15 protein-coding genes are annotated in these 22,468 nt (G+C 69.7%); 8 read left to right on the top strand and 7 right to left on the bottom strand.

Annotated elements, in window-relative coordinates:
- Nucleotides 1-74: 74 nt before the first annotated feature.
- Entirely contained in the window at nt 75-1,589 is a 1,515-nt protein-coding gene (locus DTA22_RS30270) for a purine-cytosine permease family protein (RefSeq protein WP_112301877.1), read from the top strand.
- 28 nt (nt 1,590-1,617) lie between these two features.
- Entirely contained in the window at nt 1,618-2,544 is a 927-nt protein-coding gene (locus DTA22_RS30265) for a polysaccharide deacetylase family protein (RefSeq protein WP_037226729.1), read from the top strand.
- 7 nt (nt 2,545-2,551) lie between these two features.
- On the opposite strand, the gene DTA22_RS30260 is transcribed toward DTA22_RS30265, so the two are convergent.
- Nucleotides 2,552-4,327 carry a TerD family protein gene (locus DTA22_RS30260; protein WP_112301876.1) on the bottom strand — a complete coding sequence of 592 codons (1,776 nt, stop codon included), beginning with the start codon at nt 4,325-4,327 and terminating at the stop codon, nt 2,552-2,554.
- 290 nt (nt 4,328-4,617) lie between these two features.
- Here DTA22_RS30260 and DTA22_RS30255 point away from each other — a divergent pair, with 290 nt between their 5' ends.
- The 4 genes from DTA22_RS30255 (at nt 4,618) to DTA22_RS30240 (ending at nt 7,040) form a co-directional block, all read left to right on the top strand.
- Nucleotides 4,618-5,007 (top strand): excalibur calcium-binding domain-containing protein, encoded by a 390-nt coding sequence (locus DTA22_RS30255; protein ID WP_112301875.1) that lies wholly within the window; start codon nt 4,618-4,620, stop codon nt 5,005-5,007.
- A gap of 353 nt (nt 5,008-5,360) precedes the next feature.
- Nucleotides 5,361-5,867: a pentapeptide repeat-containing protein gene (locus tag DTA22_RS30250; protein ID WP_112301874.1), complete on the top strand. Its 507-nt coding sequence runs from the start codon at nt 5,361-5,363 to the stop codon at nt 5,865-5,867.
- Between the two features lie 131 nt (nt 5,868-5,998).
- Complete coding sequence (locus DTA22_RS30245) at nt 5,999-6,490, top strand: DUF4188 domain-containing protein (protein ID WP_112301873.1); 492 nt, start codon at nt 5,999-6,001, stop codon at nt 6,488-6,490.
- A gap of 19 nt (nt 6,491-6,509) precedes the next feature.
- Complete coding sequence (locus tag DTA22_RS30240; RefSeq protein WP_112301872.1) at nt 6,510-7,040, top strand: DoxX family protein; 531 nt, start codon at nt 6,510-6,512, stop codon at nt 7,038-7,040.
- Here DTA22_RS30240 and recD read toward each other — a convergent pair.
- The 4 genes from recD to DTA22_RS30220 all read right to left on the bottom strand — a co-directional run bounded on the left by recD (nt 6,958) and on the right by DTA22_RS30220 (nt 16,607).
- Nucleotides 6,958-8,826: an exodeoxyribonuclease V subunit alpha gene (gene recD / locus DTA22_RS30235; RefSeq protein WP_112301871.1), complete on the bottom strand. Its 1,869-nt coding sequence runs from the start codon at nt 8,824-8,826 to the stop codon at nt 6,958-6,960. The genes DTA22_RS30240 and recD overlap by 83 nt on opposite strands.
- Nucleotides 8,823-12,173 carry a UvrD-helicase domain-containing protein gene (locus DTA22_RS30230; protein ID WP_112301870.1) on the bottom strand — a complete coding sequence of 1,117 codons (3,351 nt, stop codon included), beginning with the start codon at nt 12,171-12,173 and terminating at the stop codon, nt 8,823-8,825. The genes recD and DTA22_RS30230 overlap by 4 nt, the downstream gene beginning before the upstream one ends.
- Entirely contained in the window at nt 12,131-15,391 is a 3,261-nt protein-coding gene (gene recC / locus DTA22_RS30225; RefSeq protein WP_112301869.1) for an exodeoxyribonuclease V subunit gamma, read from the bottom strand. Before recC ends, DTA22_RS30230 begins: the two co-directional genes overlap by 43 nt.
- A 118-nt stretch (nt 15,392-15,509) precedes the next feature.
- On the bottom strand, nt 15,510-16,607 hold the full coding sequence (locus tag DTA22_RS30220) for a GIY-YIG nuclease family protein (RefSeq protein ID WP_112301868.1): 1,098 nt from the start codon (nt 16,605-16,607) through the stop codon (nt 15,510-15,512).
- Nucleotides 16,608-16,742: 135 nt separating this feature from the next.
- Between DTA22_RS30220 and DTA22_RS30215 the strand changes: the two genes are divergently transcribed.
- Together DTA22_RS30215 and DTA22_RS30210 are read left to right on the top strand one after the other, a co-directional pair.
- The gene (locus DTA22_RS30215; protein ID WP_037226714.1) at nt 16,743-17,012 is read left to right on the top strand and encodes an ANTAR domain-containing protein; all 270 of its coding nucleotides are present in this window, start codon (nt 16,743-16,745) and stop codon (nt 17,010-17,012) included.
- A gap of 113 nt (nt 17,013-17,125) precedes the next feature.
- The gene (locus DTA22_RS30210) at nt 17,126-17,632 is read left to right on the top strand and encodes a hypothetical protein (protein WP_112301867.1); all 507 of its coding nucleotides are present in this window, start codon (nt 17,126-17,128) and stop codon (nt 17,630-17,632) included.
- A gap of 14 nt (nt 17,633-17,646) precedes the next feature.
- On the opposite strand, the gene DTA22_RS30205 is transcribed toward DTA22_RS30210, so the two are convergent.
- Together DTA22_RS30205 and DTA22_RS37255 are read right to left on the bottom strand one after the other, a co-directional pair.
- Nucleotides 17,647-17,919 (bottom strand): hypothetical protein, encoded by a 273-nt coding sequence (locus DTA22_RS30205; protein ID WP_037226710.1) that lies wholly within the window; start codon nt 17,917-17,919, stop codon nt 17,647-17,649.
- A gap of 32 nt (nt 17,920-17,951) precedes the next feature.
- Nucleotides 17,952-22,463, bottom strand: coding sequence for a cation-translocating P-type ATPase (locus DTA22_RS37255; protein WP_112301866.1), 4,512 nt, complete (start codon nt 22,461-22,463; stop codon nt 17,952-17,954).
- Nucleotides 22,464-22,468 lie beyond the last annotated feature (5 nt).

Here is a 22,468-nt window from a genome sequence, read left to right as displayed (position 1 = left end):
CGGCCCGAATTTATTGGCAAAGTGTAAATGGTGTGATGCGGGTCACGCACCGCATGATGGGAACTCCACCTGACATGGCCTCACAAAGGAGTCCGATGGTCACCGACACTCCCGCCGACAGTCCCCACGTCCACGACTTCGAAGAAGTACTGCAACCCATCCCCGAGGAAGCACGCACGACGCGCGTGTCCGGCCAGTTCTGGATCTGGGCGGGCGCCAATATCGCTCCCATCAACTGGGTTCTCGGCGCCCTCGGCATCGGCCTCGGGCTCGGCCTCCGCGACACCCTCATCGTTCTGGTCGCCGGAAACGTCGTCGGCATGGCACTTTTCGGCGTATTCGTTCTCATCGGCCAGCGCACCGGGGTCACCGGCATGGTGTTGTCGCGGGCCGCGTTCGGCCGGCGCGGCGCCTACCTCCCGGCCGCGATCCAGGCCTGCCTCGCGGTCGGGTGGTGCGCGGTGAACACCTGGATCGTCCTGGACCTGGTCATGGCGCTGCTCGGCAAACTCGACCTCGTCGACCCGCACGAACGGAACCTGGCAGCGAAGATTCTCGTCGGAGCAGTCATCATGACGATCCAGGTCACCATTGCATGGTTCGGCTACCGCGTCATCGCCGCGTTCGAGCGCTGGACGGTTCCGCCGACGCTGGCGGTGCTCGTGCTGATGTCCGTCGTCGCCTGGTTCCACCTCGACATCGACTGGTCCTACGCCGGGCCCCCCGGTGAAGTCCTGCACGGCGGCGCCCGGATCGCGGCGATGTCCACGGTGATGACCGTGATCGGAATCGGCTGGGGAATCACGTGGTTCACCTACGCCTGCGACTACTCACGGTTCGTGAGCACGACCGTGTCCCGGCGCAAACTGTACCTGACCAGCACTCTCGGTCAGTTCGTCCCGGTGGTGTGGCTCGGCGTGCTCGGCGCCAGCCTCGCCACGACCAACGGTGCCGTGGACCCTGGCGAGTTGATCGTGTCGAACTTCGGCGCACTGGCCATGCCGGTGCTCTTCCTAGTGATTCACGGGCCGATCGCCACCAACATCCTCAACATCTACACGTTCTCGGTCGCCGCACAGGCCCTCGACATCAGGGTGCACCGTCGGAGGCTCAACCTGCTGGTCGGCATGTTCGCCCTGGTCGTGGTCATCTTCTTCATCTTCCAATCGAGTCTGGCCACCGTGCTCGAGACCTGGCTGGCGGCAATCGTGGCCTGGATCGCGAGCTGGGCAGGCATCATGCTCGTCCACTACTTCCGGGTCGAGAAACGACACATCGACGCTCGACGACTGTTCGAGCCGATCGGATCTCGCCGACTGCCCGACGTCAACTGGACCACGATGGGATGCTTCGTCGCCGGAATCGCGGCGACGTGGCTGTTCATGTACGGCGCCACCAGCCTCACTCAGGGTTTCGCGGCACGAGCGCTCGGCGGGCTCGACCTGTCCTGGCTGGCCGGCGGCGGAGTTGCCGCCGCCCTCTACGCAGTCCTCGGACCCCGCGCGCACCGCCCGTACCGGATCACCGGCCAACCGCCGACACCATCTGCCGCGACCACCGACTCCCCCGACGTCCTCACCGGCAACTGATCCCTCCCGACACCCCCAGGAGCACACCGTGAACAACGACTTCACCTGGCCGCAGGGCCGCACCGCAGCCGCCGCCTTCACCTTCGATGTCGACGCCGAATCCTGCGTCCTCGCCCACGATCCCACGTCGGTGAACCGTATGTCGCTGATGAGTCACCAGTCGTACGGGCCCCGGGTCGGCGTCCCCCGCATTCTGCGACTACTCGAACGCCAGGGCGTCCGCGCGACATTCTTCGTGCCCGGATTCACTGCCGAGTGCTACCCCGACACCGTCCGCGCCATCATCGACGGCGGCCACGAGGTGGGGCACCACGGCTATCTGCACGAACCCATGAAAGGCCTCGACGCAGCGACCGAGGCCCGCTACCTCGACCGGGGGCTCGACGCGCTCGAGGAGGTCGCGGGCATCCGCCCCGTCGGATATCGCGCACCCTGGTGGGAAATGAACTGGCACACACCCGAGCTGCTCGCCGAACGCGGGTTCGTCTACGACTCGAGCCTGCTCGACGGCGACAAGCCCTACCTGATGGCGACGAGCCCGGAGGCGGAACGCACGCTGATCGAGATTCCCGTCGACTGGGCACTCGACGACTGGGAGCAATACGCGTTCTACCCCGGCGTCACCGGCAGCGGCGTCATCGAAAGCCCCGCCAAGGTGCTGGAGATGTGGACCCTCGAAGCGGAGGCCCACCACGCCGAAGGCGGGTGCTTCGTCCTCACCAACCACCCATTCCTCTCCGGAAGACCCTCCAAGGCAGCCGCATTGGAACGACTCATCGAAAACGTCAAAGCAATGGACGGGATGTGGGTGACCACCCTCGGCGACATCGCGGCACACGCCCAGCGCGTCTGCACCGAGCCCTTCGTGCACACCCGATTCGAGATTCCCACCTTCCTCGACGTGCAGATCCGGCGGAGTGCGCCCGCCCCTGCCACGGTCGGTTCCGAACGGTGAGGGATCCTCAGTCGTCGACCGTCACCCCGTACTCGGTGGCGAGCGTCGCGAGATCGTATTCGTACCCCTGACCCACCGCCCGGAGACGCCACCGCCCGGCGCGTCGATAGATCTCGGCGAAATGCATCGTCCGTTCCGTCGTGCCGGCGTCCAGTACGAACGATGCGATTGTGTGGTCCGGAGCGTCCACGGTCACCGAGATCGGACCGAGTTCACCGAAGGTCCGATCGCCGCCGATCGCCGCCGATACGGACACGCACTGGTAGTCGGAGTGCAGGGCAGCCAATTCGATCCGCACGCCTTGCTCGCTGCTGCCGTCGCAGGATAGTTCCACGGTGCCGTCCGAACTCGTCGGCGAGTTGTAGAAGAGAAAGTCGTCGTCGCAGCCGACCCGGCCGTCTTCGCCGAGAAGAAGAGCAACCACATCCACGTCGAACGCATCGTCCTCGGTGTGGGCGCGCCAAGACGCGTTGACCGTGAGCGATGCCGTCTGTGGTGGCAGGTCGATCACCTCTCCGCGAGCGAGCAACGGCGCAACCCATTGGGACGGCGGCCGGATCGGCTCGAGGGGCGCCACCCGCTCGGGTGGTACCGCCGGTTCGAGTGCGGAGTTCACATCGGCGGCGGTGAGCAGCGGCAGCTGTCGGGCCGACACTCGGTCCATGCGGGGATCGAGTTCGCCACCGTCGAGAACGAGGACATCGGTGACTCCCGCGGAGAGGTTGACCGACGGCTTGGCGCCCAGTTGCACGATGCGGGAGCGCATCAGAACGGAGTCCGAATGCGAGCCACCGACGATCAGCACTCTTCTGCCGTGCCAAGGCTTGGTGGGAGCGATCGTTGTCGCAGGTCGAGGCTGCTGAACTTCGGAGGGTGCCGCGGCCGCCTTCGGCTCACCCGGTGTCACGTGCAGCAACATCTCGCCGAGCTGCCGCTCGGTCAGGACAGGAATCCCGTCAGCCACCGCGCGGCGCACCTTCGCACTCGACGAGTGCGGGTCGTTGCAGACGACGACACTCGTCTGACGGCTGACCGAATTCATGACGTCCAGGCCGGCGTCGGTCAGACGTGCGGCGAGTGCAAGACGGGGAACATCCATGCTGCCGCTGATGACCAGTTTCATGCCCTGGACCAGTCCTACCCCCGGATCCAGCCGACCCGGATTCCGCCACGGAGACTCCACGCGCGGAACCCGATCGGGGTACACCGCTCGCCGATCGGCGCAGCCGACGACCGGCAGAGGAAGTCTGAGTGACTCGGCCAGCGAGGCGCTGTGCGCGAAGACCTCCGTCAGCACGAGGGCGTCGTCGTAGGCGTCGTGAGCCCGGTTCTGACGAACCTTCCAGTGAGCGGCCAGAGTGGACAACTTGTGGTTGGGGACGTCGATCTCGAGGCGGCGGGACAGGGCAAGGGTGCAGAGCCTCTGCCGTGTCGGCATCGTCATCCCTGCCCGTCGCACCTCGGCGTCGAGGAAGCCGTAATCGAATGACGCGTTGTGCGCGACCAGGGTCCGACCGTCGAGAAGCTCGAGCAGATCTTTCGCGACCTCTTCGAAACGAGGAGCCCCCGCCAGACGCTGCGCCGTGAGATTGTGGATATGGACCGGTCCCGGGTCGCAGCCCGGGTTGAGTAGCGTCACCAATTCGCGCTCCACCGAACCGTCTTCACGCAACGCCAACGCCGCGACGCTGAGCACTCTGTGCGTGGACGAACGCAGACCGGAGGTCTCGACGTCCACGACTACCCAGCGGTGTCCCGTCGGCAATCGCACCGGCCGGGTCATGGTCGAGGAGGCAGATGACAGCACAGAGCGACTATAGAGCCCGGTTCTCGTCGTTCTGATCGACGACACGGAAATCTTCGGCACATATCGTGCCCGATCTGAATTCCTCGGTAGTTTTTTGTTCAAGTACAGGTCGAGGGTTGTGTCATTCGAGTGAATGACACAGAGGATCATTGCGCCTCAACAGCTTTCGAATTGGCTACTATTCTCGTCACACCGAATGGATCGCCCGTCGTGGCATTTCCCGACCATTCCGTGGAAGCCCTACCCCACCCCTGAACGAGGTAAGCATGAAAGCTCGACGGTTAATTCTCGGCGTCCTCGGATGTGCCGCCATTTCTATGGCGGCCGCGCCCTCCGCGCAGGCGGCGACGATCTTCGATTTCCTTCCCCCGGAGATTGCGTCCCTGATTCCCAGCGGTTCGGCCGACGCCGTGAACCCCCTCCTGCCGCCCGCGCCCGCCGCCCCGGCAGCACCGGCACCCGCACCGCAGGTCGCCCCGGCGCCCCAGGCAGCCCCCACACCGCAGGCGGCTCCGGCACCCCCGGCACCCGCACCGCGGACGGGATACAAGAACTGCACCGAGGCCCGCAATGCCGGCGTGACGCCGATCTACCGCGGCCAGGACGGTTACGCTCCGCACCTCGACCGCGACAACGACGGCATCGCCTGCGAGTAATCGGTCACCGGCGCTCCGCGCCCGCACACGCACCTCTTGTGTGTGGACGCACCCCGTTTCGGGCCCGAGAACGGGTGCGCCTGCCGAGAAGGGGTGCGAAGGTATTTCTGCCCGCGCCCGCCGCGCCCGCCGCTCCGGCAGCACCGCCGCGCCGTGCCCGCACACGCACCCCTTCTGTGCCCACGCACCCCGTTTCGGGCCCGAGAACGGGTGCGTCTGCAGAGAAGGGGTGCGTGTGCGTCCCGCGACGCCTCATCCGACGTGCAGGTGTCGCCATTCCCCGTGCGGCGCAGGGCGCTCGGCACTAAGTTCGGCGATGACGGTTGAGGTTCTACGCGAGGGGGCAGTCCCGCATGAGCAGGACACATTTCAGGGCTCTGACACTGGGCGCGGTCGCGCTGGCCGGGGGTGCCGCACTCACCGCGGGCGCCGCAACGGCCGCGGCGGACGTCCTCACCGAGATCAACGGCTGCAGAATTGTGGCGAATCCGAATCCCGACGATCGCACGACGTGCCCCGGCGCCGATCTGAGTGCCGCGAATCTGGCCGGCCTGAACCTGAGCTTCGCCGACCTGTCGGGGGCGAACATGAAACGGGCGAATCTCACCGGCACCAACTTCGCTGCCGCGAATCTGTCGTACGCCGATCTGAGCGACGCGAACATCACCGGCACGAACTTCACGGATTCGCAGCGCAACGCGGTGATCTTGTACAGCACGGACATCGACATCTTCGGCACGATCGTCGGGGACATGAACATCACGACCGAGCCCGAATGGTCCACCGAGGCCCACGAGCGCGCACTCGCGTCGGTCGTCCCGGTGACACCGACACCGGCACCGCCCGCTCCGGCGCCGTAGCCCACTCCTGACCCATTCACCCGGGCCGCGCACTGCGCGGCCCGGGTTTTTCATGCCCACACCCCTTGACATTAGATACCACCACTATCCATTATTAGATAGTATCGGTATCCAACATTGGGAGGCATCCGATGACGACGATCGAACCCGCCCGTTCGACGCACCACTACGACGGAGAACTGGTGGTCTTCCTGATCGGGATGACCATCAACCGACCCTGGCGACCGGACCTCTGGCTGCCCACCTTCCTCGCCATGCCGAGGATGCTGCGCGAACTGTCCGAGGACCCGGATTCAGGCCTGATGGGCTACCGCCTGACGTTCGAGGGGCGCGGCCCGACAGTGATCCAGTACTGGAACTCCGTCGACAAGCTGTACGCCTACGCCAGTGACAGCCGAGCGACGCATCGTCCGGCCTGGGCCGCATTCAACCGGCGGGCCCGCAAGGCACCCGGTGCGGTCGGCGTCTGGCACGAGACCTATCCGGTGGACCGCGCCGAGTCGATCTACGTCGGCACGCCGGCGATGGGCCTCGCTCGTGCCACCGCACGTGTGTCCGTCGCGCAGAAGTTCAGCCGCGCCCGAGACCGGCTGTCCCGCAGCACCACCACCCACGAACAGTGATCGATTCAGGAGAAGGACCATGGAACCCTTGATCGCCCTCGTTGCCGTCACTCTGGCACTCCTCGTCGCGGGCGCGGCTGGTGTGCGCCGGCTGCGGCCGTGGCCCGTCGCCCTGCGGGGCGGCCTCGCGGCCATGTTCACCCTGACCGGCATGGCCCACTTCGTCGGGATGCGTGCGGAACTCGTTGCCATGGTCCCGCCGTCGCTGCCGAATCCCGGGCTGCTGGTGACCGTGACCGGTCTACTCGAACTGGCCGGCGCCGCGGGGCTGCTGATACGACGCATTGCGCCGTGGGCGGCGGGCTGCCTCACCGCCCTGCTCATCGTGATGTTCCCGGCGAACGTGTACGCCGCCGTGGAGGGACTCTCGACGGGACCGTTCGAAGCCCTGATCCCCCGGACACTCCTGCAGGTCGTCTTCGTGTCGGCAACGCTGGCGGTCGTGATCGCTTACCGGCGGAGCCGGGCTACGGAATCGCCCTCCGGAGCCCACTCGCCCGCAGCACCCGGCGTTGCACTCCCGCCCGCACTGCATCCTCGGAACCGATGATCCGCACGTGCTGCCGTGCCCGGGTGATCGCGGTGTACAGCAATTCGCGAGTCAGCAGCGACGACGCCTCGCCGGGAAGTACCACGGACACCGTGTCGTACTGGCTGCCCTGACTGCGGTGAATCGTCATCGCGTACACCGTCTGCACGGCGGACAGATGCGTCGGGTGCAACAGGAACGGTTCGCTGCCGCGCACGAAGGCGGCGACGAGTTCGTCGTCGTCGCGGCGCACGATCACCCCGGTGTCGCCGTTGTAGATCTTCGTTTCGTGATCATTGGCAGTCACCATCAGCGGCTGGCCCGGATACCAACGATCCGGGTTCAGCCGCTGCCCCGTCGCCTCCCCTATCCACTCCATCGCCTGCCGCGCCCACCGCTGCACGCCGTACGGACCTTCCCGGTGCGCGCACAACAGCCGGTGCTCCTCCGAATACCGAAGGGCAGCAAAGGCATCGCCGGATTCCGCGGACCCGGTGACCGCGGCAGCCGTCCCCACCACGTCCGCCCGCAGTGCGTCCAGGTCTTCCGGACCGTGGAACGACACCTCGGGGGCACCGCTCGACAGGATCTTCATGACCTCGTCCGGTTCGCCGTTCCGCACCGCGACAGCCAGTTGAGCGATGCCGCCGCCGAACCGACGCCCGCGGCTGAGCCGGACCACACCGCCTCGCACTCTGTCCCGTTCTCCCGCACTCAAGGCGGCCTCGAGCGGGTCGTCGGCGGCCTCGAGGTCGTCGCCGACGATCCTGGTGAGCACCGGATTCTCGGTTCCCGTCACCGGCCGGGCCACGAGATCGGCCAGGACCGCGCCCGCGTCGACGGACGTCAGCTGATCGGGGTCGCCGACGAGCACCAGCCGAGTGTCCGGGCGGACCGCTTCGAGGAGCCGGCACATCATCGTCAGCGACACCATCGACGTCTCGTCGACCACGATCGCGTCGTAGGGCAGGTGATTGTTCGCGTTGTAGCGGAACCGGCTGCCGCGTCCGCGCTGCCAGCCCAGCAGCCGATGCAGCGTCATCGCAGTCAGGTCGGACGGCAACCCGAGTGCGTCGGACTGCTCGCGGACCGACTCCTGCAATCGCGCCGCTGCCTTCCCGGTGGGTGCGGCGAGCGCGATACGCAGCCCCGGCCCGGGCTGTCTGATCAGCAGCGCCAGCACCCGGGCGACAGTGTGCGTCTTACCTGTTCCGGGTCCGCCGACCACCACCGACGTCCACTGTGTGGCGGCGACCGCGGCGGCGATCCGCTGCCGATCCGGCGACGGAGACGGCGCCCCGTGGTCGTGCTGGTCGCGGAACAACACGTCCAGCCCCTCCCGCAGCGACTGCTCGTCGACGAGGGGATACCCGACGGCGCGCTGGTCGAGTACCCGCCGGATGGTCGCTTCCTGCCGGAAGTACCGGTCGAGGTAGAGCAGCCCGCCCTCGGCGGTGTCGACGAGCCGCAGCGGTCGCAGCGGTCCGGCCGAACCGCCCGTGACCAGCGGACTCCGCCGCAGTGCCTCGACGACGGTGCCGTCGTCCGGCCAGGGCAGCGCGTCGAGATCGACTTCGGACTCCTCGTCGACGGTCACTTCGCGGATCCGCGTGAGGTCGAGGCACACCGAACCGGACCGCACCGCGCGCACCGCCAGCGCGGTCGCCAGGACGACGTCTTCCGAGGATTCGCCGCCGAGCGCCGACAACCGCAACGCGACGTGCACGTCCGCGGCGGCCAGCACACCGGCCTCGTTGAAGACCCGCAGCATCCCCTTGCCGCGCTGCGCCACCTGCACCTCGGTCATCGGGTCCCCCCGTGCTCGGAGGCCGACCCGGACAGCAGATCGGACAGCTCGGCGATCAGTGCGGCGGGCGGCGCCCAGTCGAAGACTCCACAGCCCGGTGGGGTGTCGGGGCCGACCATTCCGCGAACGAACAGATACTGGACACCACCGAGGTGCACCGCGGGATCGTAGTCCGGCTGCCGCCAGCGCAGGTAGCGGTGCAACGCAACGGAATACAGCAACGCCTGCAGCGGATAGTGCGCCCGCAGCATTTCGGCGGCCATCCTCTCGCTGGTGTAGTGCGCGGTGGTCAGGTCGCCCTGCGCGAGGCGATTGGTCTTGTAGTCGACCACGACGTACCGCGGTCCGGGCAGTCGCAGCACGGCGTCGATGCTGCCGGTGAGGTATCCGCGCAGCGGGGTCGGTTCGAGTGTCTGCACGGCATCGGCGTACGACCGCAACGAATCGTCGACGGGAAGGTGACTGCGCAGCAGCCTGCCGATTCCGTCGAGCATCACGGTGAGCGACGGTGTGTCGCCGCCGGCGAGCGGCAGTTCGAAGTCGAGTTCCGCCAGCAGGTCTGCGGGGGCGATGTCGGCGAGTGTCGGCTCGGGCCCCGCGCCGAGCGGAGTGCGCAGCACGGGCACGAGCGCCGTCGCCAGCTGGGCGGGGTCGATGTCCGACAGGGTCGACGCGATCACGTCGCGGCAGCACCGCAGGACTTCTGCATCCAGGTCGGGTGCCGCGGTGTCGACGATCTCGAAGACGGCGTGCACGAGCGTGCCGAACGCCGCGCCGCCGGGCAGTTCGTTCATCGTCGACGGCACCCCCGCAGTGAGGTCGGCCGGCGCGTGCAATGGAGGTTCGGCCGGTTCGTCCGTCTTCTCCTCGACCTCGGCCTCGCTGCCCACCGCGGGCGCGTCGTGCGCGGACGCGGTCAACGCCGAATACGACGTGCGACGCCAGCGCGTGTCGAGCAGCCGCCGGAAGCGAGCGGCTTCGAGGTCTCCGCTGGGCTCACGCTGCGGTGTCCATCCGACCCGAACGATCGGGTCGGAACCCACCGCCTCGACGGTCACCGTCTCGGGTGCCGCCGTACCCCACGCGGACAACCGTTCCGCGACAACCGGATCCTCGGGAACGGTGACCTTCTGCGGGACCTCCCGCTGCCCGGGCTGCCGCCCCAGGATCATCCGGTGCAGCGGTGCGCCCGCCGTCGTGAACGCCGGCGCCCACCACACCACGAGCCCGCACATCGCCCGGGTCAGCGCGACGTACAGCAGCCGCAACTCCTCCCCCGCCTCTTCGGCGTCGTGCCGGTTCCGGCGGTCCGCGTAGCCGGGGCTGCCGGGACCACCGACGTCGAGGATGCGTCGCCCGTCGTCGTCGTGCAGCAGCAGTTTGCTCGGTTTCGAGATCTTGGCGGCGTCCCAGGCGTACGGCAGGTAGACGAGCGGGAATTCGAGGCCCTTGCTGGCGTGAACGGTCGCGATCTGCACCGCCGCGGCGTCACTGTCGAGGCGTCGACTGCGATCCACCCCGCCCGAGGACGGATCCTTCATGCGCTCGGTGAGCCAGCGGGTGACGGCCGTCAGACCGAGCGACTGCTCGACGGCGGCACTGTTGAGCAACTGCGCCACGTGCCGGAGATCGGTCAGCGCCCGCTCGCCCGCCGCCACCCGAAGCAGTCGCGCCTCCAGCGCGCCGACCGCGGACAGTCGTTCGAACAGCGCCGCGAAACCGGACAGCGCGAACACCGCGCCGAGTTCCCGGAGTTGCCCGCCCACCTCGGCAACGATGTCGTCACCTCGGGCGTCGAGTTCCTCGGCCGTATGTCCGAGCAGCGGGGTGAGCGCGGCCAGCCGCACCCGGTCGGAACGGTGCGGTTGCTCGATGGCCTGCAGGATCCACAGCCAGTGCTGCGCCGCCGGAGTCGTGAAGACGCTGGCGCCGCCGGCGAGCACGGACGGCACACCCGCCCGGTCGAGGGCGTCGTGGACCAGCGTGATCTGCGCGTTGGTGCGGACCAGGACGGCGATGTCGCCGGGTTCGACGAGTCGGATGCTCCCCCCGACGTCGAGTGTCGCGCCGCCGTCGAGGAGGGCGACGATGTCGGCGGCGAGATCTGCCGCGATCCGCTTCCGGAGCGGCCCCACCGCGGGGTATCCCGACTTGTTGATCGGCCCGGCGCCGGTCCTCGGCAGATACCGCAGCCGCAGCGGCACGGCCCCCGTCAGACGCGACTTCGGTCTCGCACCGTCGACGCGGTGCACCACGATCTCGGGATGCCCGAGCGCCGCGCCGCCGTGCAGATATTCGAGGCCGTCGAGGAGTTCCTGATCGCTGCGCCAGTTGGTGGTCAACTCCTGGTGACGGTCGGCGGACCGCACCGCGTCCAGATAGCTGAGCACCTCCGCACCGCGGAACGCGTAGATGGCCTGCTTCGGATCGCCGACGAGCACCAGCGTTCCGCTGCCGTGGAATGTTCGGCGCAGAATGTCCCATTGCAGCGGGTCGGTGTCCTGGAACTCGTCGACGAGCACGACGCCGTAGCGGTCGCGGACCCGCCGGCAGGCCGCCGCACCGTGCTCGGGATCGCTGAGGACACGATGGAGGAGCATCGGGAGATCGTCGAAGTCACGCAGACCCACCGCGCGTTTGCGCCGCTCGACTTCGGCGCGCACCGCCTCGGCGAACGCCACCCGATCCCCGGCAGGGGTGCCCCGCGCATCTTCCGGGGCGAGCACGGCCTGCGGGTCGAAGATGGCGGCCCGGGCGGCCGCGGTGGCCTCCGCCGGAGTGAACGGCGCGACCTCGACGCGACTGTAGGCCCGCAGGTACAGGTCGGCGATCACCTCCGTCGTGAGGTCGTCGGCGGCCTCGACCAGCACCGCGTCGGGGTCGCGCTCGCCCGCGATGCCGAGCCCGTCGAGCATGCGCTGACAGAAGCTGTGGGTGGTCACGATGGTGGCGGCGTCGAAGTCCGACAGGGCTTGCAGCAGGCGCCTGCGCCGCAACGTCACCTCCTCGGGGTCGGCCTCCGCGAGATGCCGGATCACGTGATCCGCGCTCAGTCGCGCCGCCGCGGGATCGGCCAATGCGGCTGCGGCGGAACCGAATCGCTCACGGGTGCGCTCACGCAGCTCCTGCGTCGCCGCCCGGCTGAACGTCACCAGCAACAGCTGCGACAGGTCCACGCCCCCCTCGGCGACGAATCGGGCGGCCAGGCCGACGATCGCGTACGTCTTGCCGGTACCGGCGCTCGCCTCGAGCACAGTCGTACCCTCCGGCAGCGGACCGAGGAGGTCGAAGCCGCGCGCGCCGGTCACGGCTGCGCCAACGTCTCGGCGGCGAGCAGCGGCGCCCACAGTTGCCGGGCGTAATTCTCGATGGTCACCGTGTCGCCGAGTACGTCGATGCCCGGTGAGGACCCGTACACGTACGTGATGTGCCGGTCGCGTGAGTCACCGAAATCACTGCTCCATTCCTTCCGGGCCGCCGCGATCGCGTCCTCCATGCTGCTGCCGCCGTGGCGTCGTTCGGCATACGCCGCCGACGCGCCCGTGGCGATCGGCAACGGCGCGTGCAACCCCAGATCGCGCAGTTCGACGAGCCGCACCAACTCCTCCGCTGCGTTCTCGGGTGCGGTGAGGGTCGAGCGCCACGCCGGACGGCTGTACGCGCCGCGGCCGGTCGTGACGGCAGTCCACTCGGTCTCGTTGTCGGACGCCGCGACGGCCAGCAACTGCACCCAGGCGGTGAGGCGCTGTTTCGGCCCCAACTTCGAATACGTGGTGCTCGCGATCACCGATCCGTGCACACCGCCGACGGTCCCGGTGAGGCGCCGTCCGGAGCCGAGATCGACATCGACGTCCACGGTCTCCGCCCGGCCGACGTGCACGGACCCGCTGACGGCGACGAGCGACTCGACCGCGTGCTCGATTCCACCGAGCACCGACTCCCCCAACTTGAACGGCGGCAACGTCCCTCGGCGCCACTCCGCGGCGCGGAAGTCGGCCAGTTCGACTCCCGCCAGCCTCGCGACGAGCATCCTCTGGCCGAGATCCCACCGGGCCAGCGGATCGGGCGACACCTCCAGTGCGTCGGCGAGGTCCTCGTCCACGTCGGGGACCCGCAACCCGAGCCGTTGCCGCAGAAACGCCTGCGTCGGGTGCACCAGGAACGCGATGAGGTCGGCGAGATCGACGTCCTCGCGCTGCGGCGGCACCAACGGCGCCGGCAGGAATGCGGGCTCGGGTTCGGGCGGGTGCTGCGCCGCGCGGGCACCGGCCAGCGCCGCACGGTCGAAACTGAACGGGTGCTCGGGCCGGAAGTTGCGTGCATCGAACGGCTGCAACGGATGCCGGGTCACGATGCCGGGGAGGGCATCGCTCCCGACGGTGGCCGCCACCGCGTCGAGCAGCTCGGACAGCGGGATCGCCGGCGGTCGCGCCATACCGGTGACGGGGTCGGCGCCCGTGTAGAACAGCAGGAGTTTCTCACTCGCCGACATCACGGCGTCGAGCAGCAACTGCCGATCCTCGCTGCGCGGATCACGTTCACCGAGAAGGGGATTACGGGCCAGAACATCGTCGCCGTCCACGCTCACCCCGCGTGGGAACACCTCGTCGTCGAGACCGAGGAGAACGACAACGCGGTGCGGCACCGACCGCATCGGCACCATGGTGCACACCGTCAGCTCGCCCGTGCGGAAGTTCGCGCGGGTGGGACGGCCCGCGAGCCGGGTGGCCAGCATGGCGCGCACGTCCGACAGTCGCAGGAGCGCGTCGCCGCCGTGTTCCATCGCCGCCCCGAGTTCTCTTCGCGCCTGCGCGAGTTGCCACGTGTCGGCGGCGCTGACGTCGACGAGGAGGTCGAGCGCCCGGGTCAGCGCGCTCGACCACTCTGCGACCGACTGCGGCCCGCCGAGCCCGCGCAGCGCGACGTCGAGCCGGTCGACGAATTCGGCCAGCCGCCCGGTGAGGTCGATGTCGTTGCTGTCGACGTCGTCGAGCGGAAGCGCCAAGGCGAGCCATTCGCCCTCCGACTCGTCGGCCGCGGCGCCGAGCAGGATGCGGTCGAGCGCGGTGGTGAACGTGTTCTGCGGGAAGTCGCCGAGACCGAACGACGCGCGCTGCCGCGGCCCGATTCCCCAGCGGGCGCCCGTCGCGGTCGCCCACTCCCGGACCCGTTCGAGGTCGTCGTCGCCGAACCGGAACCGCCTGCGCACCGGCGCGGCCGCCGACAGGTCCAGGACCTGACTCGCCGTCACCCTCGCGTCGGCGAGTTCGAGGAGAGTCGACACCACGGCGAGAACCGGATTGGTCTGGTGCAGGGCACGATCGGCGAGCCGGACCCGCAGACGATGGCCGGGATGCCCGAGCACGTCCTGCCCGAACGCGGCCCGGATCAGCGGGGCGTACGACTCGACGTCGGGGCACATGACGAGCACGTCGCGCGGCTCGAGAGTCGGATCGTCCTCGAAGAGATGCAGGAGGCATTCGCGCAGCACCTCCACCTGGCGGGCCGGTCCGTGGCACGCGTGGACCTGGACGGACGCGTCGGCAGTGCACTCGGCGAGCGCGGGCGCCCGGTCGTCCCGGACATCCGCCTGCAGGCACCCCAGCAGCGAGTCGCGGGGTGCGGGTCCCTCGTGGTGGATGTCGTCGACGTCGAGACGGGTCAGCCTCGACTCGAGTTCGCGAACGTCCCGCGCCAGGCTCGACAGCAGCGGGTGCGCGACGGACAGTGCGGTGTGGTCGTCCGCCCGTGCGAGGACGCCCTCCGTCGTCGACAGCGACGACCACATGGCGGGACTCGGATGCGGAAGCCACAGGTGCACATCACGATTGACGGCGAGGGCGGCGAGGACGGCGATCTGATCGGTCGCGAGGCGCGTCGGGCCGAACAGCGACAGTCGGGCGGGGAGTTCGACGAGATCCGGTTCCGCGCGCAGCCGGGCGCAGGCGGAGTCGAGGCGCTCGGCGGGAGCGGGACTGCCGACCCGCTCCCGCAGCCGTCGCCACAGTTCGGCCTGCCAGAGAAGGTCGTCGTCGAGGGGACCGCCCGCACCGTCGGTGTCGCGACCGCCGGCCCAGTCGACCAGCATCGCCGGCCGCTGTGCGGCGTAACTCCGGAACAGATCGGTGAGGTGTGACGCGGTGGCGTAGCGCCGGCCCGGCCGGTGATCGTCCGGGTCGCGGTCCGGGAGGCCGTGCCCGAGATGCTTCGCGAGGACGGCACACCAGGGCTCACCGAGGCAGTCGTCGACGACGCCGAGCAACGCCCACAGCACCCGGGACGGATTCCACGGGTCGTCGTCGGCGGACACTCCGGTGGCGGCGGCGAGGCACTCGTCGACGAGCCGGGCCGGTGACGGGAAGTCGATGTTCGCGGCGACGCCGTCGCCGACGCCGGGCCGGGAACCGAGCGCGGTCGAGAGTCGCTGGGTGAGCCAGCGCTCCACCCCCTTCGCCGGGACAGCCACGACCTCCCGGCCGAACGGATCGGACAGCGGGGTCGCGAGCACGTCGCCGAGAGCCGACGCGAGAGTGGTGGAACGCTCGGCGCGATGCAGTACGAGCACGTGGCCTCCCTTCGCTCCCCAACTCCGGTCGGCTCAGACTTACCACAACCCACCGACTCGGGACGCCCACTCCGCAGGTGAGTGGCAAAGTGTGCCGGGGCACGCTTTGCCACTCACGTCAGCGGCCGGGGCGCGCCTGGGTGAGATGCGGGACCCAGCCGTGGGTGGGCCACTTCTTCAGACCGACCTTGGCGGGGACGATCCGCTTGTTCACGAACTGGCTCTCCAGTTCGGTGTCGGGCTCGCCCGTGAACCGCCACAGCGCCGCGTCGCCCGGTCGTGCGACCGACGACCAGGACTTGGCACGGTAGGCGGCACGAACGATGTTGTCCGCGAACACGATCACCGGGATGTCGTCGGTATTGCGGACGGCCGCGCCTGCCGCCCACGCGCCACGGGAGAGTTCGTACACCTCATCCGGCGTCACGCCGCGCCGGGACGTGGCGGGCACCTCGAGGACGACGCAGGGGGTCGGCAGGTTCGGGACGGGTTCTGCTGCGTACTGCAACACGAGGTCGTCGACGGGCACCGCACGATGCTCGCCCGCGCCGCCGGCGAGATTGCTGAGCACCGCACCCTCGTTCAGCCCCAGTGCTCCCACGACTCCATCGCGCACCGCGTCGGCGACGCCGCCGCTGTCGGCGATCCGATGCGCGACGACGTAGTGCTCGACCTCGTGGCCGGAGTCGTAGATCTCGCGGATGCGGGCAATCGTCGCGGCCTTCACCTCGGCGCTGTCGGACTCCGGATCCTCGAGCGTCTTCCGGTGCTCGTTTTCCGCCAACGCCTCCCACACGTAGCCGTACACCCGGGTGCCGCGTCCGGCACCGACGTAGAACACCGACCGGTTGCGGGGGTCGAGAAGGGCATAGACGTAGGTGCCGAGTTCTTCGCCCACCCGCTTCGGGAACGGCTGCGGCGCGTGGCGGGTCTGATACACCTCTTTCAGAATCAGGCGCAGCGCCGCCAATTTCAGCGCGACGGGGACACCGCCGTCGATGCCGTCGAAGAGTGCGGTGGCCGCGCCCTGCACCGATGAGAAGGTATGCCCGATGTGCCGTTCCAGCGACTTCGTGACGTCCGCGAACTGCGCGAACCGCACCCGGGGGTCGGGTGCGGCGTTGTCCAGGTCGTTGGACGCGAGGAAAGTCTGGACCTCGGAATTGTCGAGCCAGCGAGAAGTGATGTCGATCGGGATCGTCCAGACGGTAGCCATGCCCCTACCGTAAGGGAAAACCTCGGTGAAGAACTCGCACGACGAAGGCTCGAGGAGATTCGAACCCTTTCGACGTCCTACCGAGTGCGGGAGGATGGAGTGGTACCCATTCCGACGCAGGTTGGGAGAACATTCATGACAGCGCCCAGCTACTCCACCCGCACGGCCGTCGACATCGCTGTCGGCATCCTCATCGCCTACCGCGGATGCTCCGAGAACGACGCGTTCACCGAACTCGCGGAGACGTCCCGGCGACACAAGGTCGCCCTCGCGCGCACCGCCCGCGCACTGATCGCGTTCATCCAGACCCATCACCACGACCTTCCCGCGTCCGACGTCACCGCTGCCGCACTGGAGTGGAGCCATGCCACTCCGTACCGTGGCGCGTTCGGTACGGCGGCCTGAATTCGGTCGAAGTCTGAGAATTCTCTGGCTTCGACGGCGCGACGCTGCCCAAACCTTCAGACTCGATGTGAGACCGAACGACCAGCGCACCGAGATACGAAGAGGTAACTGAGTTGACGATCCGCAAAATCACGGTTGCTGCGGTAGCGATCGCCGCAGCCCTCACGATGTCCGCTTGTGGTTCCGACGAGCCGTCCGGGCCGAGCGCGACCACCACGTCCACGACCACCGCGGCGGCCGAGACCACCGCCGAACTCGAATTGCCGACCGCGGCCGACCTCAACGCCCTGCTGGCGAAGGGCCTCGACCCGGCCACTCCTCTCGAGGAGAAGATCGCCATGGTGGAGGGTTCGGAGCAGGATCCGAACCTGTTCAATCAGGTCGCTGCCGCCGCCCAGCAGGCGGGTGCGCAGGTTCAGGTGCTGGACCCGGTGATCGACAACGGCGACGGCAGCGCCAGCGCGCAGCTGCAGCTGACGATCAACGGCCAGGTGCAGCAGAACACCCTGCCCGCCATCTTCGTGCCCGGCGAGAACGGGACTTGGAAATTGTCGAAGGCCACGGCGTGTTCCATCGTGGCGATCGCGCAGCTGACGTCACCGGCCTGCCCGCCCGCCTGATCCGGGCTTCCGCGTCACGCGCCTTCCAGGGCCTCCCCGATCTCCTGGACGGCGCGGTTGTGCTGATCGGTGATGAGGATGTGTCCTGCCGCAATGGTCAGGGCGACCGGCCATTCGATGATCTCGACGGCGGCGAGCAAGCCGATCGCCGCGAAGAATGCCAGTTGCTCGGGACGCGGCAGCGGCACCCTGCCGAGGACAGGTAGCTGCACCGCGAAGCTGCGGGCCTCCCGCACCCGCTGGACGGCGTCGCTCTGCGACTCCGCCTCCGACGTTCGTTGGGCCATCGTTCGTCTCCCTTGTCCGTGCCGTTTCCCGGTCAGCCACCTTGACCGGGGACCGTGTCAGGCGTGCTGAGTTCCGTCGCCCAGACCGCTGCCGGTGTCTTCTCCGCCGCCGGGGACCCGGTGACCGGGGTGGTCACCCGCGTACTCACCCCACCGCTGCGGGAGGTGTACGCGGTGCTGCTGAGGGCGGGCGTCATCGAGATCGTCGACTGATCGCCCGCAATCTTTTCGAGCAGCCCCGGTGCGAATGCCGCCGCCGCGGTCGCCGCACCCGCGCATCCCAGCGCCTGGGCCCACCCGACCGGTCCGAGCGGGGTGCAGCCGAGGAGCTGACTGACACCGGGAGTACTGACCATCACGGTGAGTGCGGCCAGTGAACCGCCCGCGGTGAGCACCACGAGTGGGCTCCGCGAATCGATCAGTGTCTGACCCAGCTGGGTGCCGACCAGGGCCACCAGCCCCACCGTCGACGCCCGGCGTTGCCGGCCCGTCACGCTGGCCAGCGCCCACGCCGTCGTCGCGCCTGCCGCGGTGGCGGCGCCGCGGATCGCGACGGTCCGCCACAACGCAGCACTGTCCGGGCCGCGGCCCTCTCCCCGGGCCTGTTCGTTGGGCGGACTCACCGCGAGCGCGGCCGCGGGCAGGGCGTCGGTGAGCACGTTCACCAGCAGCAGCTGACGCGCCGTGAGCGGCGACCGTCCGGCGATCGCGCTGCCGATCAGGGCGAACGCCACCTCCCCGGCGTTCCCGCCCAGCAGCACCGACACTCCCGCCTGTACCCGCCGCCACAACTGACGGCCCTCGTCGAGGGCGTCGAGCAGCGCGTCGACGCGGCCGTCGAGGAGCACCACGTCCGCGGCGCTGCGGGCCGGGTCGCTGCCACGCGAGCTGACACCGATCCCCACGCTGGCCACCCGGATCGCGGCGGCATCGTTGGCGCCGTCGCCGACCATCGCGCAGACGTGCCCGACCCGTTCGAGGGTCTGCACGATCTGCACCTTGTTCTCGGGCGACATCCGGGCAAAGACGACGCACTTCTCGACGGCGTTCTCCTGCCCCCGGTGCGACAGGGTGTCCCAGTCGGTCCCGCTGATCACCTGCTCGGACGACACGGCCAGTCCCAGCTCGCGCGTGATGGCGGTGGCCGTGACGGGATGGTCGCCGGTGATCAGCCGGACCCCGACCTGTCGCCGTTCCAGCTCCGGCAGCAGTCCGGCCGCTTCGGGGCGCGGGGTGTCGGCCAGCCCGAGCAGTCCGACGAGGTGCAGCCCGCTGCCGCAGAGATCGTCGAGTACCGCGGCGTCGTCGGCTGCGCGCCGCGCCTGGAATGACGTGACGGTCCGGCGGGCTACGGCGATGACGCGCAACCCGTCGGCAGCCATACCGAGAACGGTGTCGTGCACGGCGTCCGCGTCGATTCCGGTGCACGCCGAAACCACGACTTCCGGTGCACCCTTCAACGACAGGTGCGTCCCCGACAGCGCGGCCGAGTAGGGCCGGCCGGAGCGGAACGGAAGAAAGCTGCTCCGGTCGTCCTCCTGCGGAAGCAGGTCCACTGCCGCGTCGGCGATCGCGACGTCGGTGGCGTGCGCGGCCGGGCTGCCGTCGGGGGTCACGGCACTCCGGCCGGCGCACGCGAGGACGTCCTCTCGTGCGAACCCCGGTTCGGGGACGGTGGTGACGACCCGCAGGCGGTTCTCGCTCAGGGTGCCCGTCTTGTCGAAGCACACCACGTCGACGCGGCCGAGCGCCTCGACGGAGCGGGGCGCTCGCACCAGCGCATCGGACCTCGTCAGTCTGCGTGCGGCGGCCTGCTGCGCGAGTGTCGCGACGAGCGGCAGACCCTCGGGAACCGCCGCCACCGCGACCGCGACACCGCTCGTGACCGCCTGCCGCAGCCCGGTGCCGCGCAGGAACCCCACGGCAGTGACCAGGGCGCCACCGCCGACGCTGACGGGCAGCACCCGGTCGGTGAGGCTTCTGAGCTGCGCCTGCAGACCCACGTGCGACGCAGTCGCGGGAGTGAGCGCGCCCGCGCGTCCCGCTTCCGTTGCGTCGCCCACCGCGGTGACGATCGCCGCGGCCGTGCCGGTGAGGATCGTGGTGCCCGCGAACACCATGCAGGCGCGTTCGCCGAGCGGTGCGCCCGGCGTCGGCGACGTCTGCTTGCTCACCGGCAGCGATTCCCCGGTGAGCGAGGACTCGTCGACCTCGACGCCCGATGCGTCGACCAGCCGGCCGTCGGCGGGCACCACCTCGCCGGGGCCGATCTCGATCACGTCGCCCGGCCGCAACCGCGACGCCTCCACCCGTTCGGTCACCCGGCGCTCCGGGGGCCCGGCGACGCGGTGCGCGGGCGGGTCGCCCGCCGCCAGCAACCGGTTCAGCAGACGCTCCGCGTGCAGGCGCTGCACGGCCGACAGCGCGGCGTTGCCCGCCAGCACCGACCCCACGAGCACCGCGTCGATCGGCGACCCCAGCAGGGCGCTCGCCGCCGATCCGGTGGCGAGGACGGGGGTCAGCGGATCCGACAGTTCCGTGCGCATCGCCCGGCCGAAATCCCAGGCCAGCCCGACCGGCCACGCCGTGAGCCGCCCGATCGCCTCGACCGGGGTCAGCACCAGATTCACCGCGCGACGACGGGACACCGCGGCATCCTCGTCGTCGCGCGCGGGCAGCAGACGGCGCACGTCGGTCACCGGCATCTCGTGCCAGGCGTGAACCGGGGCGGCGGGTGGAACCTCCGCCCGCAGCACACCGCGGGCGAGGGAATGCCCCGTCCACAATCCTGCCGCCGCGCCGACCGTGACGGGTCCGGGTCCGCGGCCACGCACTCCCGGCAGCATGACGAGCGCACCCAGCATCGACGCCGCCGTCGCGATCTCGACGCCGCGCCGGCTCGCCGTCCGCGCGTCCGGTAAGGACCGCAGCACCCGCCAGACTCCGACGAGGTCGTCGACCAGCAGGTCCGCACACCACGGCGGCGGGGCGTCGCCGACGAGGACACCGATACCGACGTCGGCGGACGACAGGGCGTGCGGCGCGCGGCCGGCGATCACCGCGACCGTCGCGCCGTTCGCCTGCAATTGCGCGACGGCGTCGCGAAGGTCCGCATCCAGCGATCCGCTCGAGGGGAGCAGATCGTCGAAAGCCGAGCGGAGTCCGCCGAGCGTGTCCACGTTCACCGACACCACCGGGACGCCCGACGTGCGCGCCTGCGCGAGCACGGCCACCGCGCTCGGATGGTGGGCAGGCGTCACGAGGACGGCGGAATCTTCGTCCACGGTCGCCGCGGCGACATCGCCGGGAAGGTCGGCGAGCGCGTGCCAGCCCACCCCGAGAGCGCCGGCCTCCACGGCAGATCGAGCGGCCTCCCACACTCTCGTCCGGTCGGTGTCCCGCACCGCACGGATACCGCTCACCCGGAGCTCGGTCGTGTGCAGCACCGACGGGTCCACGACTACCGCGTCGACCCGGTCCAGGTAGCGGAGGGCGCCGGGACGCAGGGCCAGCACGGCGTGCCGATCGGCCAGTCCACGGCCGAGCGTCGCGGCGAAGGCCTCGCGTGCGGTGCGCGCCGCCTTCGGCGCGGCGACCAGGGCCGCGTCCGCGGCGCCTGCCACGCTCCGGGTCGCCGCCCCCACCGCGGTCGCCCCCACCCACTGCGCGATCGCCGCCCGGTCGACGTCCCGCTCCACCGGTCCCGATGCGCCGCGCTCGCGGGCGGGGCGGCCGGTGTCGTCCGCGGGGTCCCGGGCCAGTTCGGGTTCGCGGCGGTGCCACACCCGCCGACCCGACCACGCCTCCGCCGTGATCGCCGACCGCAGTGCCACGTCCACGGCGAGTGACGCAGGCGCCCGCCGCAGCACGTCACCGACGGCCTGAGCGGTGGCGAGCAGCAGTTCCGCGGCGTCCGGCCCGAGCCGCTCCTCGACCATGCTGCGCAGTCGCGGTTGATAGTTGACGAAGGTGACTGCCGCGGCAGGCACCGCCGCCGGCAGGGTGGGCATCGGAAGCAGGCGAACGCCGGCGGCCGCGACCAGGCCCGTCGTGACGGCGGCCAGTGCGAGGGCACGTTCGGCGAGTGCGACGTCGTCGCCGGGAAGTTCTGCGGGCCGGTCACGGACGGCACCGCGAGGAACCGGTCGCGCGACATCCTCCGCGCCCGCGACCACCGTGCACAGCTCGGCCACCGACGGTCCGTGCTCGCCGACCGTCACGACCAGCCGGGACAGCGCGCGGTTGAGTTCCGCTCCCTCCACACCGGTGGTCTCCCGGACCGCGCGGAGAACGGTCGCGGCCACGTCGTCCCCGCGAGGTCCGGCGAGTCCGCGGACCTCGATCCAGGCACGGCCGTGTCCGGAACTGGCACGGCGGGCCGGGGTTCCCCCGAGCACCTCGGTGACGATCTGTGTCGCGGTCCGTGCGGTGGTCGCCATCAGATCGGCGGCGACCGTGCCCCCGTAGGAGGCCACCCCGAGTCCGACACCGGCGCCGCGCACCGGCAGGGACGCAGCGGCGAAGAGGTATCGACCGAGCCCCACAGCAG

This window comes from Rhodococcus wratislaviensis (genome assembly GCF_900455735.1).
GTDB classification, from domain to species: Bacteria; Actinomycetota; Actinomycetes; order Mycobacteriales; family Mycobacteriaceae; genus Rhodococcus_F; species Rhodococcus_F wratislaviensis.
This window is presented reverse-complemented; position numbering and strand designations above follow the sequence as displayed.

Excerpts from the sequence above, each read along its gene's own strand:
- DTA22_RS30270 (WP_112301877.1), top strand. The coding sequence starts at position 75 with ATGGCCTCACAAAGGAGTCCGATGGTCACCGACACTCCCGCCGACAGT.
- DTA22_RS30260 (WP_112301876.1), bottom strand. The coding sequence starts at position 4,327 with ATGACCCGGCCGGTGCGATTGCCGACGGGACACCGCTGGGTAGTCGTG.
- DTA22_RS30255 (WP_112301875.1), top strand. The coding sequence starts at position 4,618 with ATGAAAGCTCGACGGTTAATTCTCGGCGTCCTCGGATGTGCCGCCATT.
- DTA22_RS30250 (WP_112301874.1), top strand. The coding sequence starts at position 5,361 with ATGAGCAGGACACATTTCAGGGCTCTGACACTGGGCGCGGTCGCGCTG.
- DTA22_RS30245 (WP_112301873.1), top strand. The coding sequence starts at position 5,999 with ATGACGACGATCGAACCCGCCCGTTCGACGCACCACTACGACGGAGAA.
- DTA22_RS30240 (WP_112301872.1), top strand. The coding sequence starts at position 6,510 with ATGGAACCCTTGATCGCCCTCGTTGCCGTCACTCTGGCACTCCTCGTC.
- recD (WP_112301871.1), bottom strand. The coding sequence starts at position 8,826 with ATGACCGAGGTGCAGGTGGCGCAGCGCGGCAAGGGGATGCTGCGGGTC.
- DTA22_RS30220 (WP_112301868.1), bottom strand. The coding sequence starts at position 16,607 with ATGGCTACCGTCTGGACGATCCCGATCGACATCACTTCTCGCTGGCTC.
- DTA22_RS30215 (WP_037226714.1), top strand. The coding sequence starts at position 16,743 with ATGACAGCGCCCAGCTACTCCACCCGCACGGCCGTCGACATCGCTGTC.
- DTA22_RS30205 (WP_037226710.1), bottom strand. The coding sequence starts at position 17,919 with ATGGCCCAACGAACGTCGGAGGCGGAGTCGCAGAGCGACGCCGTCCAG.